This window comes from Pseudalkalibacillus salsuginis (genome assembly GCF_021646685.1).
GTDB classification, from domain to species: domain Bacteria; phylum Bacillota; class Bacilli; order Bacillales; family Fictibacillaceae; genus Pseudalkalibacillus; species Pseudalkalibacillus salsuginis.
Window position 1 is genome coordinate 156,064 of record NZ_JAKJHW010000007.1, and the last position, 18,604, is coordinate 174,667.

Consider the following 18,604-nt stretch of genomic DNA (forward strand, 5'->3'; position numbering starts at 1 on the left):
ATACACTCACTCCCAGTTTCCACTGTTTAAAACTTCTGCAATATGCAACACTTGGATCGGCTTGCCTTGTCGGTTGATTCTTCCACCTATATTCATCAGACACCCGCTGTCTGCGCCAATTAAGACATCGGCTTCTGTCTTTTCAATGTTTTTGACTTTTTCATCGACCATTTGCTCTGAAATAGGTCCCATTTTCACAGAGAAGGTCCCTCCGAACCCACAGCAATTCTGGCAGTCTGGAAGCTCTCTGATTTCAAGCCCTTTCACCTTTTCCAATAATGCGATGGGGGCATCTTTTACTCCTAAGAGTCTGGTCATATGGCATGATCTGTGATACGTTGCCCTTCCATTAAAGGAGGCTCCGACATTTTCCACCTTTAATACTTCGACTAAAAACTGGGTGAACTCGTATGATTTATCCACTAGATCTAAAGCCCTCCCCTTCCATTCGGGCTCATCCTTGAATAGGCTCGGGTACTCATGGAACATGGAAATGCATGACCCTGAAGGAGCGACTACATATTCTGAGTGTTGAAATGCTAGAATCATATTTTTCGCTACCTGTTTGGCATTCTCTTGGTAACCACTGTTGAATGCCGGCTGCCCACAACAAGTCTGGGACTCGGGAAAATCAACCTCACAGCCAAGCCGTTCAAGAACTTCAACAGTGTCCTTTCCAACTTTTGAATAAAAAATATCGCCCAAACAGGTTATAAAAAGGGATACTCTCATAGTGACTCTCCTTTTTCATTCAAATAAACAAACTTGATAAGCTTAGCCTTTGGCGCAGTCTTGTCATAGTACCCCGAACTTCTACTTGGTCAAAGTGTCACGTGCAGGCAGCTCATCAATTCAGCTACTTTCTTGAATTGGGAAGCATTTTGTCCAACAGACATGGCACAATGATGTGTCGGCGCTTCAGCAAACCACTTTTCCATATAGGTGTCTGGATGTAATGGAAACTTGACTGGTGTCTGCGTATTGCCGATTTTCATTATCGGCCCATCTGTGGATTCTCCTTCACTGCTTATCATCTTCAATTTCCCATCTCCAGTTTGGGTCACATTCAACGTAGTGATCGGCCCATTTTTCACTTTGGCTTCCACCGAAACGCCACCCCCTTGTTTCCCATGATAGAGGCCCATCCCCCTCAAAATCGGTTTACCATCCGCGATCTCTATGTGGAATGGCCCATCATGACCAAGCAAAATGGTTCCGTCCTTGTAATCTACCACAACAATTTCGGAAAAACTTCCACCAGTTCCGAGCAGATCACAAATTTTCATGCCAATGGCTGTTTTCAGGTCACCTTCACCTGCGCAAGGAATTCCCTTTGCTGTCAATAACGAATTACCTAATATGAAACCAGATTGGAGTTTTTCATATTTATTTCCAGGAGCTCCGTGATAATAGTACGCCAGGGCATCCAAATCATATTCACGTACCAAATTTTCCTGTGCAACGGCAACCATGCATGACCATTCCATCTGTTCATCAGTCGGACGCTTAGCGATCGGATCTGAAGGAGAATCACCGCTTATTTCAAAAATACTCTCCACCTCTCGCATTTTTCCTTTGACTTCTTCTTCCGTGACATCCTTTAAAAACTTATCCAAATCACACATTTCCAAGACTTCAATATGCATGCCGGTTTGGGCTTGGATCATTGTAAAGTCACTATACAGATCCAACATTCCGCTGTATGTGTTGCCTAAGAAACCAAACCTGGAATGTCTTAACGTCCTGGTTACCGATGCAGCCTTGATCCATTCTAAGATTTCACGCCATGCTTTATTTGCTTCAGGCATCCCGGCTGTCGTTTCATTTGTTGAGGAAATGTCAGGCGTGTAAGGTAATCCTAGCAGCCCGTTGATCACCCTGAAAGGTATATCAGCACGATTAAGAGCATTCGAGATTTCAGGGACTGGACAGGCTCCACAATGGGCCAGCCATTCACCTGTATTCGCTGTTTCATAGTTGATGCGGTCTGTCGGTTGCAGATTTAAAAACACAACAGGTTTTTGACAAATCTGATGGACCGGTAAAACCGTCGAACTGTTGGCATAGGTAGCTGAATGGCAAAAAATGATATCCACGTTTTTTTCGTTGAACCATTCTCCTGCCCTCCTCGCTGTTTCTTCCGTATCAACTAAACCAAAATACGAAACGTCCGCTTCCTCACCCATCTTACTTGTTATGAAATCACCGTATTCAAGCAAACGTTCTCTTAACCCGCTGAATTGATCCCAGTAAGCTTTCAAACCAATTGAATAAACCCCTACTCTAGCTCTTTTTCCTTCTTTAAACGTTTTCATTTTTGACGTCCTCCATACACCTGTTTTAGAGCCAATCACGGGTAGGATCGACCCTGTCCTAATCGCCCATTATATAAGAGATTATGATAAATTGCCGCCAACTCCATGGACAGGAGAATCAGCGGCAATCAATCAGATTTTAATCACGTTCAAATTATGTTGTTTTAAACGGGTGATCGTTTCTTGGTCGACATTACTGTCAGTCAGGATATGATCTACACTATCCACCTTCCCGATATTCGTGAAGGCCTGAACGCCGAATTTCGTATGATCGATCATCATATATACACTATCAGCGATGTCCATCATCTTTTTCTTGATTCTTGCCTGCTGCTCGTTCGATTCACTCAACCCTTTAGTAAAATGAAATCCTTTGCAGGACAAGAAGGCTTTATTCACGTGATAATTATCAAATGAACTTTCAGCCAGAGGTCCTACGTAAGATAAAGATCGAGGAAGCATGATCCCACCTGTGGAAAAAACGGTGATTTGTTTTTTACCGCTTAGTTCAAGCGCCACTTTAATGGAATTCGTCAATACCGTCAGCTGAATATCTGGCAGCCTTTTAGCCATATACCATGCTGTAGAGCTTGCATCCAGGATGATCTTATCTCCTTCTTCCACCTGTTTCACTGCCTCTTCAGCAATTTCCTTCTTCTCTTTCACATTCATGATTTCCCGTTCGAAATAAGGCGTTTCAGGTGTATCAGATCCATTGGTCAGGCTGACTGCTCCTCCATGGCTTCTGGATAGCTTATGTTCCTTCTCTAACCGTTCAAGGTCTCTTCTGATGGTTTCTTCTGTGACTGAAAAAATTCGGCTTAATTCAGCAACACGGACACTTTTTTTTTCATTCACGATTTGGACAATTTTTGAATGCCTTTCCGCTACAAGCATAGTTTCAGCCCTCTTTCTATCTATTCTTCTATGAATCGTTTGAACGTTTCGTATACATCCTCCCACTGGGCAGATGAATTTGGTATATAGGTTTTTATGGAAAATGAATTTTGTACGATTGCACGTATTTCGGTCAGATCTTTAATCTTTCCCATTCCTTTATATTGCATCAGTATGTTACCGATCGCAGTAGCTTCTACAGGTCCAGCTTTTACTTGCCTACCCAAAGCGTTGGCAGTGAACTGACAGAGCAGTTCATTCTGTATACCTCCTCCAACCATATGGAAGACGGGAATCCTTTTATTTACCAGGCTTTCCATCCTCTCTAATACAAAACGGTATTTCAGGGCCATGCTCTCCAATATACAGCGTAAGATCTCCCCTTTTGTTTCAGGGATCGGCTGGCCCGTTTCAGCACAATATCGCTGGACTTCCTCTGGCATATGGGCCGGACGGATGAACACTGGATTGTCAGGATCAATGAAGGAGGTAAAGGCTGGAGATTGTTCAACCCACTCTTTTTGTTCCTCGTATGAAACAGGATCTCCTTCCAATTCCCACACCCTGCGGCACTCCTGGATAAGCCATAACCCCATGATGTTTTTCAGCAGACGATTGGTGCCCTCCACCCCTCCTTCGTTGGTAACGTTATATTCTAACGCCTTTTTGGTAATCACCGGTTCTTTTGTTTCAGTTCCCAGTAAAGACCATGTCCCGCAGCTTAAATAAGCAAAGTCTTCAGAGGTGGACGGGACTGCTGCAACAGCGGAAGCAGTATCATGTTCTCCTACCGTCATAACGGATATCGGCTTTTTCAATCCTACCTCCTTGCATATAGATGGGAGAAGCTCACCAATTTTCGTCCCCGGCTGGACCGGTTCTAAAAACAGCTTATTATTTAACCCCAGTTTGTTCAATAGGTACTCGTCCCATTTCCTTCTTGTTGGGTTAAAAAGCTGAGTGGTCGTCGCATTGGTATACTCGGAACATTTGATTCCTGTAAAAAAATAACGGAGTAAATCTGGGATCATTAATAAGGCTTCTGCCCGATCAAGCAGATGAGGATTGTTTTTCTTCATAGCAAAAAGGTGATAGATCGTATTTATTTTCATAAACTGGATACCGGTTCTTTTAAAGATTTCTTCTTTCGGTACGATTTCAAAAACTTCTTCCATCATTTTATCGGTTTGGTTATCCCTGTAATGGATCGGATTGGATAAGAGATGGCCGGTTTCATCAATCAAACCGAAGTCTACCGCCCAAGAGTCGATCGCTAAGCTGTCGATCGATTGATAACCAGCGTTGACTGTTAATACAAGCCCTCTTTTCATCTCATGGAAGAGACGTAAAATATCCCAATACAAATGCTTATTCACTTGGACTGGATCATTGCTGAACCGATGGATCTCGGTTATCTCTAGATGATGATCCTCAAGCTTGCCCAAAACAACCCTGCCGCTGCTTGCCCCCAAATCATACCCAAGAACGGTCGTCACCAGCTAGCCCCGCCTTTCCCGCGAGCTAGTATTTCCTCTCCATAACTACTGGATAAATACGCCTCAAGCGGGTTGGCTGGCACGCCCATTTCCTCGCGTACGACATTCAACAACGGTGTGACATCAAATTCAAACGCTTTCCGGACAGCATTTTCTGCAGCCAATACATCCTGTTTTTGTTGCGCATCCTCCACTTCCTTCAAATCAATCAAAAGCGCTTTCGCATATAATGTCTGGACATTTGTAATCGACCGGATCATCGCCGGGATTTTAGGCTCTAAATTATGACATTGGTCAAGCATATAAGCAATATTCTCTGTCGTTTTCCGAATTCCGGCATCACTGTCATTCTGGGCTGAAACGATTTGGAAAAAGGTAAGGAATAGTTCGTATGGGTTATGGGCCGCCACAATCAGATCATCATCTGCATATTTCCGGCTATTGAAATGAAAGCCGCCAAGCCTTTTTTCATCAAGTAAATAGGCAACAATATGCTCAATATTCGTTCCTTGCGGATGGTGTCCGGTATCGACAAGCACTTCAGCTTTAGGCCCCAATTTCATCGCCATATTGTAGGACATGCCCCAATCCGCCAAATCGGTATGATAAAAAGCAGGCTCGAAAAATTTATATTCGATCAGCATTCTCATATCATCATCTAATGCCTGGTACATTTCAGCCAGGGATTCATACATCCAATGCTTCCTTTTCCTTATGTCAGCCTGGCCCGGATAATTGGTTCCGTCAGCAAACCATAAGCTTAAATCCTTGGAACCTACTTCTCTAGCAATCTGTACACACTCTAGTAAATGCTCGACAGCTTTCTTCCTGACTTTAGGATTCGAGTTGCTGACACTTCCGAATTTATAATCCTCATCTTGGAATAAATTCGGGTTGACAGCCCCCACTTTCATTCCATGTTCTGCTGCAAATCGCTTTATTTCCTGGTAGTCATCTGCCTGATCCCATGGAATGTGGATGGCCACTCCCGGGCAAATACCTGTATGTTTATGGACTTGAGCCGCATCTTGAATTTTTTCGTAAAGGTTTCTAGGTACTCCTTCTTGCTGAAAGACCTTGAAACGAGTACCTGAGTCTCCATAACCCCAAGATGGCGTTTCCACTTGGATTTCTTTGAGTTTCTGCTTAACCGCTTCCAGATCGATTCCCCGATCCGTTTGTTGCTGTTCAAAGATGTTATAGACTTGATCTTTCATATCTTACTCACCCCATCTTTTCTTTAATTTCGCAGAGAGCTTACCACTGATGGTCTACATAAGAAGACCAGCTGTCCTTATAAGCGTCTGGCTTTTTTGGAACAGTCCTTTTTTGATATTCACCTTGTGAATGCTGCTGGTACTCCGCCGTCAACCGTAACCATACAGCCTGTCGTCTTCGCTGATTTTGAAGAAGCGAGGAATGCAATGGATTCCGCGATATCTTCCGGTAGTACGTTCACATTCAAAATGGTCCTTTTACGATAATGCTCTTCTAATTCATCCGGCTCGATTCCATATGAGGATGCCCGTTCTTCTTTCCATTTGGAATCCCAAATCGCCGAACCCCTTATGACTGCGTCCGGTAAAACGGTATTGACACGGATTCCATGCTCTCCTCCGTCAGCAGCAATCGTTCGTGCCAGGTGGACTTCAGCCGCTTTGGCTGTACTGTAAGCAGCTGCATTTTTACCTGCATAAATCGAGTTTTTCGATCCGACAAATACCATGTTTCCTCCGATTAATTGATCTTTCATCAATTTGAACGCTTCCCTTGCTACAAGGAAATAACCAGTGACAAGGACATTGATATTCAAGTTCCATTTATCAAGTGTCGTTTCATCAAATGGACTTGAACTCGCTAATCCTGCATTATTGACGACGATATCGATCCCGCCATACTCCAACACTGTCTTTTGGAAGGCAGACTTGACATCTTCTTCCTTTGTCACGTCCATCTTGACGGCAATCGCCCTTTTCTCACCGTACCTCTCCTGAATTTGTTCGGCCACTTGTTCCGCACCTTCAAGATTGATATCGGAAATGACCACGTGGGCTCCTTCTGTCACAAGTCGGCGGCAAGCAGCACTACCGATTCCTCCAGCTCCTCCTGTAACAAAAACGATTTGACCTGAAAATTCTGCTTCTGGCTGAGCAAGGCTCAGTTTATACAATTCTAATGGCCAATATTCGACAGCGAACGATTCTGCTTCATCAAGGGATACGAATTCTCCTAAAGCAGTCGAACCTTTCATCACTGAAATTGCTCGATGATACAGTGATTCACTGACTTTCGCAGATTTCCAATCCTTTCCTGTGTTGATCATTCCGATCCCAGGAATGAGAATGACACGAGGAACAGGTTCGAACATGACATCATCATCTTGCTTATTTCGATCAAAATAAGTTTCGTAGTTTTCCTTGAATTTACCAATGCCTTCCTTTATTTTCGCTTTTAGTTGTCCCACATTGTTTTTATCAGGCTCCCAATTGACGAAAAGCGGTGTCCGTTTCGTATGTACGAGGTGATCAGGACAAGCGGCCCCTACCTGTGACAGATCCAGCGCATCCTGACTGTTCACGAACTGGAGGACTGGCTCACTAGCATCATACGTGACAAGCATTTTCTTGGATCCGCTGACATACCCTCTGATCTTCGGAAGGATAGCCATCAATACATCCCTTCGATCCTCGGCATCTAAAGGTTTGTATTTATTACCTCCGAAAGCTTCTTTAATTTGAATTTTTTGGTTGATATAATTTTCTGCCTCTTGAATAATGGCGATGGTCTTGTCATAACATTCTTTACTGGAGTCTCCCCAGGTGACCAACCCGTGTTTCTCCATAATGACAAGTTCGGCATTCGGATTCTCTTTAACGCCCTCTGCAATCATTTTTGACAACTTGAAGCCAGGACGTATGTATGGAACCCATACATACCGTTCTCCATAGATTTCTTTTGCTATTTCCTGCCCATTATCCGCACAAGCAATACTGATGATGGCATCAGGGTGCGTATGATCTACATGCTTATAAGGTAAAAATGCATGAAGCAGCGTTTCAATAGAAGATCGGGGGTGTTTTGGATCTATCATGCAATGTGACAGGTAATCTACCATATCCGCATCATCCATATCTTCTTTTTCCATTAGAGGCCGGATATCCTCCATTTTCAATGCAGTGAAGTTTCCTGTCTTCATTGAAGCCAGATCTGACCCGCTTCCTTTTACCCACATGACCTCGACTTCCTGCCCTTTAAAATCCCTCTCCATGGACTTTGCAGAAGTGTTCCCGCCTCCCCAGTTCGCTATCGAACGATCTAATCCGAGGAGATTTGACCGATACACCAATCCTGCTAAATCCGTTTGTAATTCAGCTTCAATCGGGTCCCAAAGATTTTTAACCACTCCATCTACCTCCATTTTTGTAGTTCATTGTTTGTCTTCCAACTAGATAAAGAAAACTCGGGCTTTGCCAAACCTTGGCGAAGGCTGAGCCTTAGCTGAACTTAAACTTCGTTCGTAAACTTTTCTGCTGCGTCGGTTAGCTACATCGCTGAAAAGTTATACTTACTTAACGTGTAAAGAAAAGCACAAGCGCCCTGCCTTCTACGAAGATCACTGGAAGCCCACCGAAAAGGCTGTCGCCGTCCAGTGGGGCTGAAATAATGATCCGAGTGAAAGGGCGCTTACTACTATGCAGTTTCATGCTTTCTTCTATTTATAATAAGGTGCTTCTCTCATTGATTTTCAGAGGCATCCCCCTATCAATCAGTAAATCTCTTTCCACTCTTCGATGTTTTCTTTATCAAAACGGAACGGGTCCCCTAGTAGGATTTCGGTGCCATCTTCCCCTTCGATGATTTCATATTCTCCAAGTTCTCCCGCTTTAAATTTGTCTCCAGCTTCACCAGTGATGTCTCCTTCTACCAATGAGTGGGAGGCGTGGCCTGCTAAATAACCTACATCAAGCGGGTTCCATAAGTACATCCAAGGAGTAGCTCCATTTTCGATATACGCTGCCATTTCACTAGGCAGCCCCAACCCTGTAACAACCACATCACCGATCAATCCTTTGTCGGTGATTACCTTTGCTGCAGCTGCAATTCCTACGGTTGTAGGTGCTACAATCGCTTTTAAGTCTGGATAAGACTGTAACAATGCTTCTGTCTCTGATACACTCTTGTCACGCAAGTCATCCCCATATGCAACTTTAACCAGCTCGATATCCTTGTATTCTGGCTTTTCCAATTCCTTCTTCATCCATTCGATCCAAAGGTTTTGATTGGAAGCTTGGGAAGTGGCACTTAATATTGCAATTTGTCCCTTTCCATCAATCATTTCTGAGACCGCTTCGATTTGAGTCCTTCCGATCGCTTCGGGATCCGCTTGGTTCACATGGACCATCCGGCTGTCACCATTGACAGCACTATCTAAAGATAAAACCTTGATCCCTTTATTCATCGCTTTTTTCAAAGCTGGCTCCAAACCATCATAATCATTTGCTACTACGGCAATACTATCCACTTGTTGAGAAATCAATTCTTCAATGATCTTCACTTGGTCCTCGACAGATGGATCATCTGGTGCACGTAAGATCGCTTCTCCCCCAAGATCTTCGATTGCATTTTTGAATCCTTCCATTTCTTTTTCGCCATAAGGATTTCCAGTGTTCTTGAAGACGACCGCATGTTTCGCCTTACCGTCTCCCCCTTCAGCAGGCTGGTTACTTCCACAAGCAGCTAGAAATACCAATAGCAATGACATTAATAAGCCCAAATTGACAAACCTTTTCATCTTTTAGATCTCCCCTTAATTTTTATTTTCAGAACAGTAGTGTCACTGTTAAGAAACGTTCTTTTGTTGTGGATGTCCAACCGTCTTCTTTTTCTTCACCTTGAACTTCAAATTCGTGACTGTAACGGAAATGATAAGAAGCAAACCGATGACAATCAATAACATTTGAGCTGGAATATTGATCAGTCCAAGACCAAACTGTAGGTAACCAACGATGAATATCGCAAGGATCGCACCTGTCATTTTCCCTTTCCCGCCTGCGGTACTGATCCCGCCTAAAGCAACCATCGCAATGACATCCAGTTCATACATGGTCGCAACGTTCGGTCTTGTACTTCCCATCCGTGAAGTCAGAAAAATCGCAGTGATCGCAGCGGTCAATCCTGCCAAAGTAAATACAATCAATTTGATACGGTCCACCTTCACTCCGGAGAATCGACTCGCTTTCGAATTGCTGCCAATCGCATAAATATGTCTGCCAAATACCGTTTTGTGCAGGATCAACGTAAAGATTACTGCAAAGGCTACAAATAGAACCAAGATGAACGGAATCGTTCCTACATATCCCCATCCAAAGTAGGAGAACCAGTCAGGAAAACCACCAGCAGATTGGTCTTCCAAAAGCATATAAGCAATCCCCCTATATAAAATCATGGTAGCCAGGGTGACAATAACAGCAGATAATTCCTTGTACCTGACGATCAGGTAACCGTTTAAAAATCCGCATAATGCCCCTGTCAGCAGACATGCAGCTATTGCCAGCCCTATCGGTAAACCGGCGTTATACAACATCGCCATAACAACGGATGATAAGGCGACTGTGGAACCGACCGAAATATCAATTTCCCTCATGATCATGATCATGACCATAGGAAAGACGATAAAAGCCTTATCGAGAAAAGTCATTGTCGCATCAGCTATGTTTATAAAGTTGAAAAAATAAGGAGAAATCGAACTATTCATCATGAAAATGGAAATCAGAATCAATACGAGCATCCATTCCCATTGGAGAAAAAACTTCTTCCAAGTGAATTCCCTCTCACCGCTAATCGTCCTTGTGTTCACACGCTATACCACCCTTCTTGCCAACTCATTCTGTTGGACAGCCCTGTTGACAATCACGTTAAATAAAACGGCGAATAAGATGATTCCACCTTCAATCCCCATTTGCCAAAATGGAGAGACATCAATCAGTGGTAAAGCATTGTCTAGGATTCCAAGTAAAATCGCTCCAAGCAATACACCGGTGATCCTTCCTACACCCCCGGCAATGCTGACTCCACCTAAAATGCAAGCTGCAATCACGGTAAGCTCATAACCACTTGCGGTATCTCCCTGGGCTGACGCAAATTTCGAAACCCATAGAACCCCAGCCAAGCCGGATAAACCACCCATGATCGTATAAACCAGCAATAATATTTTCTTGCTGTTGATTCCAGTGATCTCGGCTGATTCCGGGTTACTGCCTACTGCATAGATCTGCCTTCCGGTAATCGTATAATTGACAAAAAAGTAAAAGAACAAGAAAATGGCGATGGCGATCAAAATCAGTGTGTTGACCCCTAAAAAGCTGCTGGTAGCGATCCCTTTAAAGGATGCTGGCATCTGATGGGCACTTACCCATCCTCCACCACTACTCCAAAAGGTGAGACCTCTATATACATTCATTAAACCTAACGAAGCAATAATCGGTAATATCCCTATGATCGAAACCAGGTAGCCAAGGATGATTCCGCAAATAATACCAACCATGATTCCCAGTAATATTGCCAATAATGGATTCAGTCCAGGGTAAGCGCTTACGAATAAGGAAGAAGTCATCCCTGAAAGTGCTAAGGTCGATCCTATAGATAAATCGATCCCTCGCGTTATAAGGACAAGCATCATGCCGACCGCAAGAATGATAAGTATTGTTGTATTGGTGATTAAATTTGCCAGATTCCCGATCGTCAAAAATTTTGGGTTCAAAAGTTGGAACACGATGGAAAGAATAATGATGAATCCAATCAGCCCAGCTTCTCTATGTTTTGCAATGACACTGAGGATCGATTGTTTTTCCATAAGTCTATCGCCCATATCTGTCACCTCTCCCTTTAACTTGCAGACACCGTTCTCTCTTTAGACATTGCTGCTTCTAAGATTGCTTCTTGCGTTGCTTCCTCTTTGGCTATTACTCGAGTGATCCTCCCTTCACACATCACTGCGATCCGATCGCTAAGACCGATCACTTCCGGCATTTCTGAAGAAATCAAAATGACGCCATATCCCTGGTTCGCCAAGTCAACGATGATTTCGTAAATGGCTGATTTTGCACCGATATCTACGCCTTTCGTTGGTTCATCAAAGATCAGTACCTCTAAATCTGTTGTGAGCAGCTTGGCTACTGACACTTTTTGCTGATTTCCCCCTGAAAGGGATTTCGCTGGGTTAAAGATGCTCCCTGTCTTTACATTGACCTTTTCGGCCAGCTTCTTTGCTATGCTTCTTTCTTTCCTCTCATTCAACCAGCCTTTGGTCGAAATCTCCTCCAAACAGGAGAGGGTTATGTTTCTGCCTATCTCCCAATCTAATATTAAGCTTTGCTCCTGGCGATCTTCAGGAAGATAGCCTATACCAAGCTGGATGGCGTCGCTAGGGTTTTTGATTTCCACACGCTTGCCATGAAAATATACTTCACCTGAGTCGTAGGGCTCGATTCCAAACAGGGCTTGGGACAGTTCACTTCGTCCAGCTCCGACTAGTCCTGTAATCCCAAGAATTTCTCCTTTGTGGAGCGTGAAAGAAATATCAGCAAACCTGCCCATCTGTCCTAAGTTTTTCACCTTTAAGAGCTCTTCTTGGACATTGGCCTCTTTTTTCGGGAATAATTGGTTGATCTCTCTTCCTACCATTGCAACGATTAATTTTTCATTAGATATCCCATCAACATTCCAGGTACCTATGTATTCTGAATCCCTAAAGACTGTAACCCTGTCAGCAAGGCGGTACATGTCTTCAAAACGGTGGGAGATAAATATGATGGAGACCCCGTCATCCCGAAGTCCTTCTGTAATTCTGTATAATTCCTTGCTTTCTCTGTGTGTCAGGGCAGCAGTAGGCTCATCCATAATGATGATATTTGCGTCCGTCGATAACGCTTTTGCAATCTCGACGATTTGTTGCTGGGCTACACTCAGGCTTCCCATTGTCGTTTTCGGATCCAAGTTTGAACCTAGGCTCTCCAAAAGTTTTTTTGCATCCTGATGCATTTCCTTCCAACGGATTTTTCGGGTTTTTTTGTTTATTTTTTCATGCCCCATATAAATATTTTCAGTGATGCTTAGATGAGGATAATTGGTGACATGTTGATATATGGCGGCAATCCCCAACTTTTGGGCTTCCTTCGTGTTGGAAATATCCACTTTTTCCCCATTTAAAAAGATCTCTCCGTCATCTGGAGTATGGACACCTGTGATCACTTTGATGAACGTCGACTTACCTGCACCATTTTCCCCCATGAGGGCATGTATTTCCCCTCGCTTCAATTCAAACTGGACACTATCCAATGCTTTGACGCCAGGGAACTCCTTGGTAATATCCCTAAGTTCCAAAACCATTTCGTTCATACCTTGTACCTCCTATCTAACTGAATGGGGTTTTATTTAAGAAAGAACACTTCGTCTTTGATCACATGCATTTTCGGGTTTCCAGTCTCATCCATAACTAGAATATCACTCATGAATTCCTGCCATTTGATGTTGGCTGGATGATTCTCCAAGCTTCCCATCGCTTCATCAAAATCATCTACTTCCATAAAGGCATATAGGTGGTTTCCATCCATGAAAATACTGTAATTGCTTACACCGGTTTCTTTAAGCGCTTTCAATAATTCTGGATATACATTTTCATGCCTTCTTTTATACTCCTCTTCTTCACCTTTTTTACATTGCATCAAAAATGCGTATCGCCCCATTTGCAATCCCCCTTGAATATGTAAGCCTTTTCATTTTTGATAAAAATTTTTTGAAGAAACAAATATGTTGTTTTACTTTTGTTTACCTTTTTATATTTTTGTTTTATTTTGATTTATAATATCATACCCTGAAAAATTTGGGAAGTTTTTTTAGGAATATTCTAAAAACTCTGAGGACAAAGGAGAATTCATGTGAAAAATTCTAAACTGTTTCCGTTTAATGGGATATGTTTTGTCATTGAAATTGGCTTTATAAAGAAAAGCGTAAACGCCCTGATCAGTCACGAAGGTCACTGGAAGTCCGACGAGGAGCTCGAACCAAACAAAGTTCGGTTCTGCGCGGGTAAACACTTCGACCTAAATCAATGTGTCGCCGCCGCAGGAGGAATGAAGTGATCCAAGTGGTTAGGCGGTGGAGCTAGACATCACTTCATCGAAACAAAATTTTTTATCCTTTTTTATCCTTTAAAAAAGCTCGTCGAATTGACGAGTTTTTTTGCTCGATCTTTATTGGAGGTATTTGTAACTGCTAGACTAAATTTAACAGTTTCCGCTTGATAGAATTGACAACAACGGTATCAAAATATTGAATAGCTAGACTCCCCTGGGCCATTTATAGTTAATAACACAATTTTTTCTTCCACTATTAATTTTTTAATAGATTTATACATTTGTCCATTTCAAATACTAGGATATCTCATATATATGATACTAAGGGTTTTACAATTTACTGTTTTTAGAAGGGAGGCTATATTATGAATCGAGAAGAACTTGAAAGACTATGTCAGGAATTTGCTAGGATTCTCGGAGGAGAAGGAAGTTTAGATGAAAATGGTGTTTGTCTGGTACAAAAATTCCGTAACCTTCAATTTACAATTCTTGGGCGCTCCACTCAATCCCCACTAGTCATTCCTCAATTCTTTACTTTTGAAAATATTGATAGTAGAGGCAATGCATTAAACTTAGGAGAAACTGTTCTTTTACAGGAAGAAGTTAACCCCCTCTTAACAGAACTTCGGGAAAGAGATCTTATCGTTACAGCAGTTCATAACCACTGGTTGTTTGAAGAACCTAGAGCAATGTATATGCATTTCGAATCAGTCGAACCACCACTACAATTTGCAAGAAAAGTTAGAGAAGCATTTAGAGTTTTAAACAACAACAGCTGTAAGAGAACACACAAACGTAATAAACGTAATAATATTTATAATGATTTGTTCTTTTAAACCTTTCGTATATATTATTGCTATTAAAAAAATGAATGACGTACTCAATGATCATATCAGGATGTCATTCATTTTTATTATTTCGGAGCTCAATATCTATAAAAGCATATGCACCACCAATAGAATGATATGAAGTATTATTGCATGTTTAAGTTTCTTTTCTTTCAAAACCAATTTCGCAGTAAAAGCGTTGAGCTTCTCCCCCGTGTTTTGACCACGATTCCAGTTATCTAATGAATTTATCGTGTTATTTGAACTGTCATTTGGTTAAATAAATATTTGGTAAACCTTGATATTATAGGGAAATGCCCTGTGTCAATTCACAGGACATTTCTACTGTCATTATAAGTTATGCACCCCAAGTAGGTGTCAAGCTAGCTTTTGCAGGTTGATGCATTGCTGTCTGTAAGCCTCTGATTCCTGTGTTTTTCCCATCTCTCCATACACTTTTGCAAGCCATCGTAACGGTTTTGGATCAGTTGGATTCAGTTCTGTCTGCCAGCTGAAGCATTCCACCGCTTGATTCAACTGCCTGAATTCATAATATAACTCTCCAAGGGTTTGCATTTGGTCCGGATCATTACTAAGCTCTTGCATCGTATCGATCTTTCTGATGATTTGAAGATTTTTATAATTTTCATTGAAAGGTCTAAGCCATTCTTGGATAGAAGATAGTTCCTCGGTTTTCAGCAATGAAATGACGTATTTGGTCAGAAGATTATCCGCTTTTTCAGGATACATGTTCATGACTGGCCCCAACACAGTGTGAAGCATTTCTGGTTCTATTAAGTCTTCTTCGGGATCTACCTGCTCAAGCAGGTCTCCAAAGATTTCGACTTGATTACTGTTAAGCTCGAAGTCATGGTTTTTCATCATATGGGAAACAGCTTCAATTTTATGGTGCTTGATATAGTGTTGGAACAGATTTTGTTGTAACGGACGGAATTCAGGTAATTTAGAGGATAGCGCTTCTAGAAAGGACATTGTTTCATACTCATCAAAATGTGCTTCAAGCAGTTTGATAAGAGGGTAATAGTAGTCGGTTGAAGGTGATGAAGTCAGTTTACAACTGAATAAAGCAATCAAATCGATCCACCGGGACTCTTTTTCTAATCGTTCTGTGAGCTGCTGAAAACAGGAGTCCTTCTTTTTCCTGTAATAAAGTGCTTTTTCAGCAAAAATGAAATCCTCTGCAAGGATTTTCTCTGCGTTTTTGTTATATAAATCAGCATACTTTTGGACCTTGATATCATTGGCAAAGTATTCAACCAGGCTATGATTAGGTGCAAAATCCATTAAAATACGGATGATTTTATAGCCTAAGAACGTTTGGCCTTTTCGATTATAATGGTAAAAAACGGCTTTGATTTCATTGAACAATTGCTTTTTTGGAATAAACGATTCGAAGAATGTCAAAATAAATGCCTTTTCTTGTGGTGTATAATGCTTCTCGAGCTTATCCAATAGTGGATTGAAGCTGAGTATTTGGCAAGGGTGATTGGAGGAAAGCAATTCTTTGATAAACGGATGGGGAGCGTTGAAAACCATACCTCTTTTAAAAGCCTTTTCAATAAATGATCGGCGTCTAAGCCTGGTTGCTTTTACAGCGGTAAGGAATTGATACTTATAAAAAAACAGATAATAAACAGCATTGTCTTCACTATACGATTCAATAATTTCGCCCTGAAGATAAACTGCAACTCTTTCTGCTCGTAATCGAATCGGCTTCTGATGATCATACAGTAAAAATTGATCTTGATCCATATCGATTCCCCCTATTCGTATTTCTAATATAGCATAGTTTCATCGAAAACTCATTCCACGCTATCCACATTGAAATAAATGGAAAATAGCTGCCATAAAGAAAAACTTAGGTTTTGCCAGGAGGAGTAGTCCCTCGAAAAATATATCTCCGTGTATTGCTTCAGAAGCGAACAGCTTTTGCTCTTATACGATCTTTAAGCACAAAAAACCGCATAAATGGAGTAAAACACCGACGGTTTTACTCCACATTTGCGACATATATCGTCTGTACGATTACTATAGTCCGATTTCCTTTTTCGACATCATTTTTTAGGGAAGATCATTCCCAGCCGCACGATAAAGCTGGTACCATTCTTCTCTCATCAATTTCACTTCAGAAGCTTTTGCGATGTCAGCCATACGCTGAGGGTTCATCGTTCCGACAACTGGTTGGATTTTAGCAGGGTGGCGCAAGATCCAGGCAATGGCGATTGCTGAATCCGTCACACCATATTTATCAGCCAGCTCCTGCAGTTTCGCGTTGACTTCCGGGAAGTCCTCATTCCCAACAAACGGTCCTTTGATCATGCCGTATTGGAACGGCGACCATGCCTGGATTGTCATGTCGTTCAGACGACTGTACTCAAGTATACCTCCATCTCGCATAACTGATCCTTCATGCTGCATGTTCACATTGACCCCTGCATCAATCATTGGTGTATGCATAATACTGAACTGCATCTGGTTGATGATCAATTCCTGATCCAAGCTTCTTTTCAAAAGTTCAATCTGCATCGGGTTATGGTTACTGACTCCAAAATGACGGACTTTCCCGCTTTCCTTCAGCTCATTGAAAGCTTCCGCCACTTCTTCCGGTTCCATTAAAGCATCTGGACGATGCAGTAACAAAATATCGATGTAATCGGTCTTCAAACGCTTCAAGCTTCCTTCAACTGAACTGACGATATGTTCTTTTGAAAAATCAAAATAACCTTTCCGGATCGCACATTTCGTTTGCAGGATCATCTTTTCACGGACATAAGGATTCATATCGATTGCATCCGCAAACACGGATTCCGATTCTCCACTACCGTAGATGTCCGCATGGTCGAATAGATCGACACCATGTTCCATCGCGTTTTCAATGACATGTCTCGCACCATCTTTAGAAAGTGTACTCATTCTCATACAACCTAATGAAATTTCTCCAACTTCCAGGCCGCTGTTCCCTAACTTGATTCTTTTCAAAAAGGTCACCTCTTTAGAGTAGGAATGCTTCTATTCTACCATTCTATTTTGTGTACCCGCCATAACTCTGCTTTCGCAATGATTACAGATGTACACCCGTCCAAGAACATATATGATAAACTTATAATATCCAATACATAGAAAAGGTCATTTTAGAGAGGAGCGGAATGGATGTCTAAACCTGGCTTTGCTGTCGCTGATAAAGCGAATTATGGAGTAGAGGGGATTCGTGAGGTCAAGATGTTATGGGGGCTTGGTACCATCCTGTTGATCGCGACGATCTTCCTGTTTCGAATAGATGGGCTCGTCTGGACCATCTTATCCATAATCCTGCTCATCATCACCCTCATCAGTTACGGAGAAGCAGTTCTGATGACGTTGAGCAGCAAAAAAGGACAGGGCCGTGTTGTTAAAGATATACTTGAAAAGTTGAAACTTAAGAAAGAAGATCTTGTCTTAGATGTCGGCTGTGGCCGAGGCTTCTTGATGAATTCAATGGCCAAACAAGTATCCGGCGGGAAAGTCATCGGAATTGACAACTGGAGTGATAAGCGGCACCAAAACACCCTTGAAACAACATTACAAAACGCTGATACAGAAGGTGTAAAAGACAGGATTGAAGTCCAAACCGCGGATGCACGCAACTTGCCGTTTGAGGATGATACATTCGACGCTGTCGCTTCAAGCCTGACGATCCATACGTTACCTGATCAAGATGAAAGACAGAAAGCTCTGGCAGAAATTGTCCGTGTCTTAAAGCCGGGTGGCCGAGTGGCGGTACTGGATTTCATGTATGTCGAGGAATATCCAGCAATCCTGGAGAAAGTCGGTTTGAAAAATGTAGAGAAATCACAATTTTATTTCTCCATGTTTCCTCCTGTCATCATCGTCTCCGGAATGAAAAAAGAAGATTAAAAGCTCCATTGTCTATCATG

At 42.2% G+C, this 18,604-nt stretch carries 16 protein-coding genes; 3 read left to right on the forward strand and 13 right to left on the reverse strand.

All coding sequences use genetic code 11. From position 1 onward, the window contains the following. Nucleotides 1–6 precede the first annotated feature (6 nt). From L1611_RS16815 to L1611_RS16865, 11 genes are all read right to left on the reverse strand, one after another. Nucleotides 7–732: a (Fe-S)-binding protein gene (locus L1611_RS16815; protein ID WP_236314877.1), complete on the reverse strand. Its 726-nt coding sequence runs from the start codon at nt 730–732 to the stop codon at nt 7–9. A gap of 89 nt (nt 733–821) precedes the next feature. Then, on the reverse strand, nt 822–2,315 hold the full coding sequence (locus tag L1611_RS16820) for an L-fucose/L-arabinose isomerase family protein (protein ID WP_236314878.1): 1,494 nt from the start codon (nt 2,313–2,315) through the stop codon (nt 822–824). Between the two features lie 132 nt (nt 2,316–2,447). Further along, nucleotides 2,448–3,212: a DeoR/GlpR family DNA-binding transcription regulator gene (locus tag L1611_RS16825; protein WP_236314879.1), complete on the reverse strand. Its 765-nt coding sequence runs from the start codon at nt 3,210–3,212 to the stop codon at nt 2,448–2,450. A 20-nt stretch (nt 3,213–3,232) separates the two neighbouring features. Continuing rightward, on the reverse strand, nt 3,233–4,708 hold the full coding sequence (locus L1611_RS16830; RefSeq protein WP_236314880.1) for a rhamnulokinase: 1,476 nt from the start codon (nt 4,706–4,708) through the stop codon (nt 3,233–3,235). After that, entirely contained in the window at nt 4,705–5,925 is a 1,221-nt protein-coding gene (rhaI, locus tag L1611_RS16835) for an L-rhamnose isomerase (protein WP_236314881.1), read from the reverse strand. The genes L1611_RS16830 and rhaI overlap by 4 nt, the downstream gene beginning before the upstream one ends. Nucleotides 5,926–6,044: 119 nt before the next feature. Next, nucleotides 6,045–8,111, reverse strand: coding sequence for a bifunctional aldolase/short-chain dehydrogenase (locus tag L1611_RS16840; protein ID WP_236314882.1), 2,067 nt, complete (start codon nt 8,109–8,111; stop codon nt 6,045–6,047). A 363-nt stretch (nt 8,112–8,474) separates the two neighbouring features. Continuing rightward, nucleotides 8,475–9,500, reverse strand: a complete 1,026-nt coding sequence (gene rhaS / locus L1611_RS16845; protein WP_236314883.1) for a rhamnose ABC transporter substrate-binding protein — start codon at nt 9,498–9,500, stop codon at nt 8,475–8,477. 48 nt (nt 9,501–9,548) lie between these two features. Further along, complete coding sequence (locus L1611_RS16850) at nt 9,549–10,565, reverse strand: ABC transporter permease (RefSeq protein WP_236314884.1); 1,017 nt, start codon at nt 10,563–10,565, stop codon at nt 9,549–9,551. A gap of 3 nt (nt 10,566–10,568) precedes the next feature. After that, nucleotides 10,569–11,576, reverse strand: a complete 1,008-nt coding sequence (locus L1611_RS16855) for an ABC transporter permease (protein ID WP_236314885.1) — start codon at nt 11,574–11,576, stop codon at nt 10,569–10,571. A 17-nt stretch (nt 11,577–11,593) separates the two neighbouring features. After that, nucleotides 11,594–13,105 (reverse strand): sugar ABC transporter ATP-binding protein, encoded by a 1,512-nt coding sequence (locus tag L1611_RS16860; RefSeq protein WP_236314886.1) that lies wholly within the window; start codon nt 13,103–13,105, stop codon nt 11,594–11,596. Nucleotides 13,106–13,137: 32 nt separating this feature from the next. Continuing rightward, entirely contained in the window at nt 13,138–13,452 is a 315-nt protein-coding gene (locus tag L1611_RS16865; protein WP_236314887.1) for an L-rhamnose mutarotase, read from the reverse strand. Nucleotides 13,453–13,644: 192 nt separating this feature from the next. On the opposite strand from L1611_RS16865, the gene L1611_RS16870 reads away from it, so the two are divergent. Then, the gene (locus tag L1611_RS16870) at nt 13,645–13,848 is read left to right on the forward strand and encodes a hypothetical protein (RefSeq protein WP_236314888.1); all 204 of its coding nucleotides are present in this window, start codon (nt 13,645–13,647) and stop codon (nt 13,846–13,848) included. A 359-nt stretch (nt 13,849–14,207) separates the two neighbouring features. Further along, a complete protein-coding gene (locus L1611_RS16875; RefSeq protein ID WP_236314889.1) occupies nt 14,208–14,678 on the forward strand; it encodes a DUF1259 domain-containing protein in 471 nt (156 codons plus the stop codon). A 369-nt stretch (nt 14,679–15,047) separates the two neighbouring features. Here the strand turns inward: L1611_RS16875 and L1611_RS16880 are convergent, their stop codons facing one another. Together L1611_RS16880 and L1611_RS16885 are read right to left on the reverse strand one after the other, a co-directional pair. Then, entirely contained in the window at nt 15,048–16,442 is a 1,395-nt protein-coding gene (locus tag L1611_RS16880; RefSeq protein ID WP_236314890.1) for a hypothetical protein, read from the reverse strand. 309 nt (nt 16,443–16,751) lie between these two features. Further along, nucleotides 16,752–17,669, reverse strand: coding sequence for an aldo/keto reductase (locus L1611_RS16885; protein ID WP_236314891.1), 918 nt, complete (start codon nt 17,667–17,669; stop codon nt 16,752–16,754). Between the two features lie 171 nt (nt 17,670–17,840). Between L1611_RS16885 and L1611_RS16890 the strand changes: the two genes are divergently transcribed. Continuing rightward, the gene (locus tag L1611_RS16890) at nt 17,841–18,584 is read left to right on the forward strand and encodes a class I SAM-dependent methyltransferase (RefSeq protein ID WP_236314892.1); all 744 of its coding nucleotides are present in this window, start codon (nt 17,841–17,843) and stop codon (nt 18,582–18,584) included. The last annotated feature ends 20 nt before the right edge of the window (nt 18,585–18,604 follow it).